This is a genomic window from Streptomyces sp. McG3 (assembly GCF_018619185.1).
Taxonomy (GTDB): domain Bacteria; phylum Actinomycetota; class Actinomycetes; order Streptomycetales; family Streptomycetaceae; genus Streptomyces.
The window spans coordinates 1-10,247 of record NZ_JAAXYC010000288.1 but is presented as its reverse complement, the minus strand read 5'-3'; the positions used below and the strand labels follow the sequence as shown (position 1 = coordinate 10,247).

Here is a 10,247-nt window from a genome sequence, read left to right as displayed (position 1 = left end):
GGGTGAAGCCGCCGGGGCGGGCGACGCGGTTGTTGAAGTCCTCGAAGCCGGGGACGACGCGGGAGATGCGGTCGCGGATGGTGGCGTAGTCCCGTTCGAAGGCCTCCCAGTCCGTACGGGAGCCGGCGCCGAGGACCGCGCGGGCGAGGCGGGCGACGATGGCCGGCTCGGAGAGCAGGTGGGGGCTCGCGGGGGCGAGGTTGCCGCGTGAGGCGTGGACCATGCCCATGGAGTCCTCGACGGTGACGAACTGCTTGCCGCTCGCCTGGACGTCCTTGTCGGTCCGGCCGAGCGTGGGCAGGATCAGGGCGCGGGTCCCGGTCACGGCGTGGGAGCGGTTGAGCTTGGTCGAGACGTGGACGGTGAGGCGGGCGCGGCGCATCGCGGCCTCGGTGACGGCGGTGTCGGGCGTGGCCGCGACGAAGTTGCCGCCCATCGCGAAGAAGACCTTCGCCTCGCCGTCGCGCAGGGCCTGGATGGAGCGCACCACGTCCAGGCCGTGGTGGCGCGGCGAGGTGATGCCGAACTCCTTGTCGAGGGCGTCGAGGAAGGCCGGTGCGGGCCGTTCGAAGATGCCCATGGTGCGGTCGCCCTGGACGTTGGAGTGGCCGCGCACCGGGCAGACCCCGGCGCCGGGGCGGCCGATGTTTCCGCGCAGCAGAAGGAAGTTGACTACTTCGCGGATCGTGGGCACGGAGTGCTTGTGCTGGGTGAGGCCCATCGCCCAGCAGACGATGGTGCGCTTCGATGCGAGGACGAGGGTGAGGGCCTGCTCGATCTCGGCGCGGGTGAGGCCGGTCGCGGTGAGGGTCTCGTCCCAGTCGGCCGCTTCGGCGGCCTTGGTGAACTCCTCGTAGCCGTGGGTGTGTTCGGTGACGAACGCGGTGTCGACGGCGCCGTCGGCGGCGAGGATCAGCTTGTTGAGGAGGCGGAAGAGGGCCTGGTCGCCGCCGATGCGGATCTGGAGGAAGAGGTCGTTGAGGGCGGTGCCCCGGATCATGCCCTGCGGGGTCTGGGGGTTCTTGAACCGCTCCATGCCGGCTTCGGGCAGCGGGTTCACCGAGATGATCCTCGCGCCGGAGGTCTTGGCCTTCTCCAGGGCGGACAGCATCCGGGGGTGGTTGGTGCCGGGGTTCTGTCCGGCGACGATGATCAGGTCGGCCTGGTGGAGGTCCTCCAGGGAGACGCTGCCCTTGCCGACGCCGATGGTCTCGGTGAGCGCCGAGCCGGACGACTCGTGGCACATGTTGGAGCAGTCCGGCAGGTTGTTGGTGCCGAACTCGCGGGCGAAGAGCTGGAGCAGGAACGCGGCCTCGTTGCTCGTACGTCCCGAGGTGTAGAAGAGGGCCTCGTCGGGGGAGTCGAGGGCGGTCAGCTCCTCGGCGATGATCGCGAACGCCCGCTCCCAGGTGACCGCCTCGTACCGGTCGGCGCCCTCGGGGAGGTACACCGGCTGGGTGATCCTGCCCTGCTGACCGAGCCAGTAGCCGCTGCGTCCGGCGAGGTCGGCCAGCGGGTGGGCGGCGAAGAAGTCGGGGGTGACGCGGCGCAGGGTCGCCTCCTCGGCGACGGCCTTGGCGCCGTTCTCGCAGAATTCGGCGGTGTGCCGTTTGTCGCCCTCGGGCCAGGCGCAGCCGGGGCAGTCGAAGCCGTTCTTCTGGTTGACCTTGAGGAGGGTCCGTGCGGTGCGGCCCACACCCATCTGCTGCTGGGCGATGCGCAGGGAGTGGGCGACGGCGGGCAGGCCCGCGGCGGCGTGCGGGGCCGGCTCGACCTGCGGGGCGTCCTGGACCGGGTCACCGGTCGGCGGCTTGGTGGCCATGATGCTGCTCCCCTTCGAGCGCTCTTCCACGTGAGCGACGTAACCCTGTCCTCACCGTCCTCACCATCGATCCTGTCACGCTCGCGCAAGGCCGTGCCGGTCCGGATTGTCAGTGGGCCGTGGCAGGATCGGGGGCGTGGCTGAGACGGCATCGAAGAAGACGGCAGACAACCGACCGCGCCTGCTCCTCATGGACGGGCACTCCCTGGCGTACCGGGCGTTCTTCGCCCTGCCCGCGGAGAATTTCACGACGGCGGTGGGGCAGCCGACGAATGCCGTGTACGGCTTCATGTCGATGCTGGCGAACACCCTGCGTGATGAGGCGCCCACGCACTTCGCGGTGGCGTTCGACGTGTCCCGCAAGACGTGGCGTGCGCAGGAGTTCCCGGAGTACAAGGCGAACCGCTCGAAGACCCCCGACGAGTTCAAGGGGCAGGTCGAGCTGATCGGCGAGCTGCTGGACGCGATGCACGCGGACCGGTTCGCGGTGGACGGTTTCGAGGCGGACGACGTCATCGCGACGCTGGCGACCCAGGCCGAGGAGGCCGGGTTCGAGGTGCTGATCGTCACCGGCGACCGGGACTCCTTCCAGCTGATCACGGAGAACGTGACCGTGCTGTACCCCACCAAGGGGGTCTCCGAGCTGACCCGGTTCACCCCGGAGAAGGTCGTCGAGAAGTACGGGCTCACCCCGCAGCAGTATCCGGACTTCGCCGCCCTGCGCGGCGACCCGTCGGACAACCTTCCCGGCATTCCCGGGGTGGGGGAGAAGACGGCCGCGAAGTGGATCAACCAGTTCGGTTCCTTCGCCGAGCTGGTCGAGCGGGCGGAAGAGGTCAAGGGCAAGGCCGGGCAGAATTTCCGCGACCACCTGGACGCGGTGAAGATGAACCGGGTGCTGACCGAGATGGTCCGGGACGTGGAGCTGCCGAAGACCCCGGCCGAGCTGGAGCGCGCCCCGTACGACCGCACGGCGGTCACCGGTGTCCTGGACATACTGGAGATCCGCAACCCGAGCCTGCGCGAGCGCCTCCTCGCCGTCGACCCCGGGGCGGCGGAGGCCGAGCCGCCCGCGCCCGCCGCCGGGATCGAGCTGGACGGGGCCGTGCTCGGCTCCGGCGAGGTCGCCCCCTGGCTGGAGGCGCACGGCGCGCGGCCGCTCGGCGTCATGACGGTGGACACCTGGTCGCTGGGCGCCGGCACGGTCACGGAGATCGCGCTCGCCGCCGCCGACGGGGCCGCCGCCTGGCTGGACCCCACCCAGCTGGAGGAGGCCGACGAGCAGGCGTTCGCCGCCTGGGTGTCGGACCCGGCCCGGCCGAAGGTCCTGCACAACGCGAAGAACGTGATGCGGGTCCTGCCCGAGCACGGCTGGCGGCTCGAAGGCGTCGCGATGGACACCGCGCTCGCCGCGTATCTGGTGAAGCCGGGCCGTCGCTCCTTCGCCCTGGACGCGCTCGCCGTGGAGTATCTGGGCCGGGAGCTGGCGCCGGCCGCCGCCTCCGACGGGCAGCTGGCCTTCGGCGCGGACGACCGGGCCGAGCAGGACGCCCTGATGGCACAGGCCCGCGCCGTGCTCGACCTGGGCGACGCGTTCACCACCCGGTTGAAGGAGGTGGGCGCGGCGGAGCTGCTGCACGACATGGAGCTGCCGACGTCGATCCTCCTGGCCCGGCTGGAGCGGCACGGGATCGCCGCGGACCGGGCCCATCTGGAGGGGATGGAGCAGCAGTTCGCGGGGACCGTGCAGCAGGCGGTGAAGGAGGCGCACGCGGCGGTGGGCCGTGAGTTCAACCTCGGATCGCCCAAGCAGCTCCAGGAGATCCTCTTCGGCGAGCTGGGCCTGCCGAAGACGAAGAAGACCAAGACGGGATACACGACGGACGCGGACGCGCTGGCCTGGCTGGCCGCGCAGACCGAGCACGAGTTGCCGGTCCTGATGCTGCGCCACCGTGAGCAGGCCAAGCTGCGGGTCACCGTCGAGGGTCTGATCAAGACGGTCGCGGCCGATGGACGCATCCACACCACGTTCAACCAGACGGTCGCGGCGACCGGCCGGCTCTCCTCCACCGACCCCAACCTGCAGAACATCCCCGTCCGTACGGACGAGGGCCGGGCGATCCGCCGGGGCTTCGTCGTCGGCGAGGGCTTCGAGACGCTGATGACGGCGGACTACAGCCAGATCGAGCTGCGGGTGATGGCGCACCTGTCCGAGGACGCCGGACTGATCGAGGCGTTCGCCTCCGGCGAGGACCTCCACACCACGGTCGCCTCGCAGGTCTTCGGCGTCGAGAAGGACGCGGTCGACGCGGAGATGCGCCGCAAGATCAAGGCCATGTCCTACGGCCTGGCGTACGGACTCTCCGCGTTCGGCCTCTCCCAGCAGCTGAACATCGACCCCGCCGAGGCCCGGGTGCTGATGGACACCTACTTCGAGCGGTTCGGCGGGGTACGGGACTATCTCCACCGGGTCGTCGAGGAGGCCAGGGCCACCGGGTACACGGAGACGATCCTCGGCCGGCGCCGTTATCTCCCCGACCTGAACAGCGACAACCGCCAGCGCCGCGAGGCAGCTGAGCGGATGGCGCTCAACGCCCCGATCCAGGGCACCGCCGCGGACATCGTGAAGGTCGCGATGCTGCGGGTGGACAAGGCGCTCACCGAGGCGAAGCTGACCTCGCGGATGCTGCTCCAGGTCCACGACGAAATCGTCCTGGAGATCGCGAAGGGCGAGCGGAAGCGGGTGGAGGAGATCCTGCGCCACGAGATGGCGCACGCGGTCGAGCTGCGCGCCCCGCTCGACGTCTCGGTCGGCGTCGGCAAGGACTGGGAGTCGGCCGCGCACTGAGCGACCGGCAGAGGCCGGGCCCGGACCGCACAGCGGTTCCGGGCCCGGCCCTTCCGCTCGTCGCTACCTGCTGCCGGCCGACGCTCCCGTACGGGACCCCTCCGGTGCCGGCGCCCGCTCCGGTCCCCGCGTCCGCCGCCTGCCCGGCAGCCGCATCCACACCCCGTACAGCAGCAGCCCGGCCGCCAGCCCGGCGCCCGCGCCGAAGCAGGCCGTGGGGATGATGTCGAGCGGGCTCTCCACCCGGCCGAAGCGGGCGTACCAGCGGACGCACCGGTGGACGACGCCGAGCAGCACGCACAGGCCCAGCAGACCGAGAGCACCCCACCTCTCGCGGCGGCCGAGCACCGGCACCTCCTCGGGCGCGGGGACCTCCGGGGTCAGCCGGAGCCCGGTGACGGCGAACCAGCCGATGACCACGAGGGCCAGGGCCGAGCTGCCGTACTGGACGAACTGGTACACCGGGAAGCCGCCGACGATGCGGCTGAGCACCGGCACCAGATCCGTCCCCCACCGGCTGTGGTGGGTGAACGCGTCCCACACCACATGCGTGGCCGCGCCCAGCGCACCGGAGACCGCGAACCACAGCCAGGAGGAAGGGCCGAAGGAGGCCCGCGTCCACCGCTGCCCCCGGACGAAGGCGTGGACGCGGCCCCGTACCCGTACCGGCAACAGGGCCGCCAACGGCTCCCGCAGCAGGACCCACACCATCACCAGCGCCGCTGCGATGACCACGTTCACCGTGACGACCCCGAGGAAGGTGTGCGTGAACGACCCGAACTCCATCGCCCCGGGGATCACCGTGTCCGCGAAGTAGGTGATGTCGGGCGCGAACGAACCGGCGACGAGAGCGGAGGGGAACAGCGGCCACCGGGCCGTCCCGTTCCGGCGGATCGCCGGGAGCACGGCGGCGGCATGACTGAGCGTGAACGGCATGGCGGCAAGTATGCGGGACCGTTCGGGCACCCTTCCGTGGCCGGCAGGACAACATGCGCCCGCGAACGTGAAAAAACAGTAAGAAGCGGTCAGGGCTCGGTGCTCGGCCGACACAAGGTGCCGTAGGGTCGCTGGAGTCCTTGCGCTGGGGAGCGCGAGCAGCCTTCGAGGGGGAGGGACCGGAACGTATGGCAGCGCACATTCGCCGAAGTCTGCGCAAGGGGGCCACGACCGCTGCGGTGGCGGCGGCCGCCGTGGCGGCACTCGCGGCCTCGCAGGCGCCCGCAGCGACCCTGGCCGACGGACCCGTCGGCGGCGGTGACCCGAAGGCGGCCGGTGAGGACACCGCGAGCACCGAGGACGACGGCGCCGCGACCGGCAACTCGCCCTACTACACGGACCTTCCGCCCCTGGTCACGCCAGACAAGCCCGGTTCCTCCAGCAGTCTGCCGGCGACCGGGAGCGCGGAAGCGGGCATTCCGGCGTCGATCCTGGCCGCGTACAAGCAGGCCGAGCAGACCGTCAGGACGACCGACCCCGCCTGCCGGCTGCCCTGGCAACTCCTCGCGGCGATCGGCAAGGTCGAGTCCGGCCAGGCCCGCGGCGGACGCGTCGACGCCAACGGCACCGCCAGCCCCCCGATCCTCGGCCCGGCCCTCAACGGCCAGGGCTTCGCGCTGATCAAGGACACCGACGGCGGGGCGTACGACAGCGACGCGGTCCACGACCGCGCGGTCGGCCCGATGCAGTTCATCCCGTCGACCTGGGCCGCCTGGGGCCAGGACGCGAACAGTGACGGCCGCAAGGACCCCAACAACATCTACGACGCGGCGCTCGCCGCCGGCCGCTACCTCTGCGCCAACGACCGGGACCTGGCCATCGCCGCCGACCTCGACAAGGCCGTGCTGAGCTACAACCGGTCGGGGGAGTACCTGCGTACGGTCCGCTCCTGGTTCTCGTACTACCAGCGCGGTACGCACGAGATCCCCGACGGCACCGGAACGCTGCCCAGCTCTCCGAGCAGCCCCTCCCCGAATCCGGGCCCGAGCACCAACCCCGGCCCGAGCACCACCCCGAGCCCGAAGCCCTCCCCGGACAAGCCGGGCGGGAAGCCGAGCCCGGGCCCCTCGAAGCCCGGCGACGGCTCCACCGGCCCGACACCGAAGCCGCCGAAGCCGCCCACCTCCAAGCCGACGCCGGCCGAGACCTTCGGCTCCCTGGAGAACGCCGGCACCGGCCCGCTGCGCGCCACCGCGGGCCAGGCCTTCGACGAGCGGGTCACCGTCCTCGCCCGCAACGCGCTCGGCGCCCCGCTCGGCAAGGTGCCCGTCACCTTCACCGTCACCGGGAACACCGGCACGCTCTTCGCCGGCGGAAAGAAGACCGTCACGGTGCGGACCGGGGCCGACGGCACCGCCACCGCGCCGGAGCTCAAGGCCGGCGAGAAGGCCGGGGAGTTCACGGTGACCGCCGTCGCGGGCACCGGCAGGCCGCGCACCCTGACCTACGCGGCGACCGTCACCGCCCGCCAGGCCGACGCGATCGCCCGGACCGGCGAGAAGGCACTCGTCGCCGCACCCGGTGAGAAGTTCGCGGACGCCGTCACCGTCAAGGCCACGTACAAGGACGCCGCGGCGCCGGGAGTGGCCGTCACCGCCACCATGGTCAAGGACCCCCTGGGACTCTTCGACAACGACAAGGGCCCGTACTTCAAGGACGCGGCCGGCAAGCCGGTGCGCACCCTGACCACCCTGACGACGGACGCCGAGGGCGTGCTCCGGCTCCCGGAGATCTTCGCGGACGACACCGAGGGCACCTTCAGGCTGCGCCTGACCACCGAGGGCGGCGCCTCGGTCGTCATCGAACTCACCATCCAGGCCCCGGAGGAGACCGCACCCGAGGAGACCGCCCCGGAGGAGACGGCGACCCCCGAAGCCTGACCCCGCGGCCCCGCCGCACCGCACAGCCGTCGCACAGCCCCTCGGTCATCCTGCCGAGGGGCTGTCCGCTGTGTTCTCATCTCGCGCCCCGGTTGCTACGGTGCCCCAGCCCTGACGACCCATCAGGTCGCCGTCATCGGATCACCGCCCCGGGAGGCCGAGCATGCGTGCCCTCGTCGCCGCCGCCATCGGACTGGCCGCCGCCCTCGTGCTCGTGTTCACCATCTCCGCCGTCGGCTCCCCGGCCGGGGAGACCTCGCCGAAACCCCTGCTGACCACCGTCCCGGGACCGAAGAGATAGCCGCCGCAGAGGGAGAGGTCACCACCATGCGCCGCCGAGTCGGTCTCGTACTCCTGGCCTTCGCCGTGTTCTTCGCCGCCCTGTCACCACTGCTGCGCTGGTACGCCTTCCCGCGCCTGGCCAAGGTCCCGCCGAACCAGTACCAGGAAGTCGTCCTGGAGGCGTCCCCCGCGACCCTCCTCGACTACACCACCCTCAAGGCCAGGAAGGTCGACAAGGTCACCATCGTCCAGACGCTCAAGGGCAACGTGGAGGAGTCCGAGAAGATCGAACGCAGCGCAGGACGCGACGTCGTCGTCTGGGACGCGCTCTCCTACATCCAGGGCCCCGACGGCAAGATGGTCTCCGAGATCCCCGAGCGCTACATCTTCGACGCCCACAGCCAGGCCCCCGTCAACGCCACCGGCGAGATGGTCGACGGCGACCCGGTCCGGCGCGAGGGCATCGAGTACAAGTGGCCCTTCCTCACCGAGAAGCGGGACTACGAGTACTTCGACGCCCAGAGCCGCACCACCGCCCCCATCCACTACAAGGGCACCCAGACCTTCCGCGGCCTGGAGGTCTACTACTTCGAGCAGACCATCCCGTGGACCAAGGTCCCGATGCCCAAGAAGATGCCCATCAAGGGCATCACCGCCGAACAGATCGCGCAGACCGGCATGACCCGCTGGTACACCACGAAGCGCATGTTCTGGGTCGACCCCGTCACCGGAGCCCCCGTCAACGGCGAGGAGATCCACACGGAGGAGCTGCGCGACGCCAAGAAGATGGGCATGTCCGAGGACACCGTCACCGCGTTCTCCGGCCATGTGAAGATGCGCGAGGACTACATCGCGGACACCGTCGACCTGGTGAAGTCCCAGCGCGTCCTGGTCCTCCTCCTCACCTCGTACCTTCCCTGGGGCTTCCTCGGCCTCGGCCTCGGACTGCTCGCGCTCGCCCTCTGGCTGGAGGCGCGGTCCCGGAACCCCGAACGCGCTACGAGCGCTTGAGCCTGGCCGAGGTGAACCGCGTCGCCGGTACGGTCGCGGGGTCCTCCGGCCACGGGTGCTTCGGGTAGCGGCCGCGCAGCTCCGCACGCACCGCCTTGTACCCCTCCTGCCAGAACGACGCCAGGTCCGCGGTGACGGCCGCGGGCCGCCCGGCGGGGGAGAGCAGGTGCACCAGGACCGGCACCCCGGCCACCCGGGGCGTCTCGCCCATCCCGAACAACTCCTGGAGCTTCACCGCCAGGACGGGCTGCTCGCCGCCGTACTCGACCCTGATCCGGGAACCGCTCGGCACCTCGATCCGCTCCGGCGCCAGCTCGTCCAGCCGCGCGGCCTCCCCGGTCGCCCAGGGCAGCAGCCGCCGCAACGCCTGACCCGCGTCGATCCGGCCCAGGTCGGAGCGGCGCCGCGCCCGCGACAGCTCCGGCTCCAGCCACGCACCCGTCTCCGCGAGCAGCGCCTCGTCCGACACATCCGGCCACGGTGCGCCCAGCACCCGGTGCAGGAACGCCAGCCGCAGCCGGAACTGCTCACTGTCCCGGGTCCACCGCAGCAGCCCCAGCCCCTCGCGCCGCAGCCCCTCCACCAAGGCCCCGCGCACCAGCTCCGGATCGGGCTGCCTCAACGGCCGCACCGCCAGTTCCACCGCCCCCAGCCGGTCCACCGACCGGGCCACCACCTCGCCGTCCACCCACCGGACCTCCTCCCCCCGCACCCGCAGATGCCCGGCGGCCAGCAGCGCGGTCGGCTCGTCGACCACCGCCGCCAGCCGCACCCGCGCCGACGCCGCGTGGGAGGGCCGGTCCGCGACCGCCACGGCCAGCCAGGGCGCGCTGCGCAGCCGCGAGGCTTCCCGCAGCTCCGCGCCCGTGCCCGACGCCATCAGGAAGGCCCCGTCGCCCCGGGCCCGCGCCACCCGCTCCGGAAACGCCAGCGCGGCGACGAGGCCGACGACGGCGTCATCGGAGTGAGCCCCGCCGGAGCCGACGCCTTCCACCTGGCCCGACAGCCGGCGCACCTCCTGCTTCCAGCGCGCGGCGTATCCGTCCTGGCCCCGGCGGGCGGTCCGCAGCGCCGCCGCGAGATCGTCCCCGTACTCCCTCGGGGGCTCCTCGCTCAGCAGCGCCACCACCTCCGCGGCCCGCCGCGCCCCGGCCTCCCGGGCGCCGTCCAGCAGGGCCCGCGCCAGCCGGGGGTGCAGCCCGAGCCGGGACATCCGGGCGCCGCGCTCGGTGACCCGGCCCCCGCCGTCCACCGCGCCGATCGCCTCCAGCACCTCCCGGGCGGCGCCCATCGCCCCGGCCGGCGGCGGGTCCAGCAGCGCGAGCGAGGAGGCGTCCGGATCGCCCCAGCACGCCGCCTGGAGCGCGAAGGCGGCCAGATCGGCGACCTCTGTCTCCTATACACATCT

At 71.9% G+C, this 10,247-nt stretch carries 6 protein-coding genes and 1 pseudogene; 4 read left to right on the top strand and 3 right to left on the bottom strand.

The features are described from left to right. The coding region (locus HET64_RS31410) for an FdhF/YdeP family oxidoreductase (protein WP_215110542.1) at positions 1 to 1,822 on the bottom strand (1,822 nt) is incomplete at its 3' end. 136 nt (positions 1,823 to 1,958) lie between these two features. Between HET64_RS31410 and polA the strand changes: the two genes are divergently transcribed. After that, positions 1,959 to 4,670 (top strand): DNA polymerase I, encoded by a 2,712-nt coding sequence (polA, locus tag HET64_RS31405; RefSeq protein ID WP_215110541.1) that lies wholly within the window; start codon positions 1,959 to 1,961, stop codon positions 4,668 to 4,670. A gap of 63 nt (positions 4,671 to 4,733) precedes the next feature. Here polA and HET64_RS31400 read toward each other — a convergent pair whose 3' ends face one another. Beyond that, positions 4,734 to 5,606: a DUF4184 family protein gene (locus HET64_RS31400; RefSeq protein ID WP_215110540.1), complete on the bottom strand. Its 873-nt coding sequence runs from the start codon at positions 5,604 to 5,606 to the stop codon at positions 4,734 to 4,736. 188 nt (positions 5,607 to 5,794) lie between these two features. On the opposite strand from HET64_RS31400, the gene HET64_RS31395 reads away from it, so the two are divergent. The 3 genes from HET64_RS31395 to HET64_RS31385 all read left to right on the top strand — a co-directional run bounded on the left by HET64_RS31395 (position 5,795) and on the right by HET64_RS31385 (position 8,839). Next, complete coding sequence (locus tag HET64_RS31395) at positions 5,795 to 7,546, top strand: lytic murein transglycosylase (protein WP_215110539.1); 1,752 nt, start codon at positions 5,795 to 5,797, stop codon at positions 7,544 to 7,546. A gap of 163 nt (positions 7,547 to 7,709) precedes the next feature. After that, the gene (locus tag HET64_RS31390; RefSeq protein WP_107085744.1) at positions 7,710 to 7,847 is read left to right on the top strand and encodes an SPW_0924 family protein; all 138 of its coding nucleotides are present in this window, start codon (positions 7,710 to 7,712) and stop codon (positions 7,845 to 7,847) included. Positions 7,848 to 7,873: 26 nt separating this feature from the next. Beyond that, the gene (locus tag HET64_RS31385) at positions 7,874 to 8,839 is read left to right on the top strand and encodes a DUF3068 domain-containing protein (protein ID WP_215110538.1); all 966 of its coding nucleotides are present in this window, start codon (positions 7,874 to 7,876) and stop codon (positions 8,837 to 8,839) included. Here the strand turns inward: HET64_RS31385 and HET64_RS31380 are convergent. Beyond that, positions 8,826 to 10,235 (bottom strand): annotated as a pseudogene (locus HET64_RS31380) (ATP-dependent helicase C-terminal domain-containing protein); the annotation flags it as partial. The gene HET64_RS31385 and the pseudogene HET64_RS31380 overlap by 14 nt on opposite strands. Positions 10,236 to 10,247 lie beyond the last annotated feature (12 nt).

What these genes read in the sequence shown, in the direction of transcription:
- HET64_RS31400 (WP_215110540.1), bottom strand. Translation starts at nt 5,606, where the DNA reads ATGCCGTTCACGCTCAGTCATGCCGCCGCCGTGCTCCCGGCGATCCGC.
- HET64_RS31390 (WP_107085744.1), top strand. Translation starts at nt 7,710, where the DNA reads ATGCGTGCCCTCGTCGCCGCCGCCATCGGACTGGCCGCCGCCCTCGTG.
- HET64_RS31395 (WP_215110539.1), top strand. Translation starts at nt 5,795, where the DNA reads ATGGCAGCGCACATTCGCCGAAGTCTGCGCAAGGGGGCCACGACCGCT.
- HET64_RS31385 (WP_215110538.1), top strand. Translation starts at nt 7,874, where the DNA reads ATGCGCCGCCGAGTCGGTCTCGTACTCCTGGCCTTCGCCGTGTTCTTC.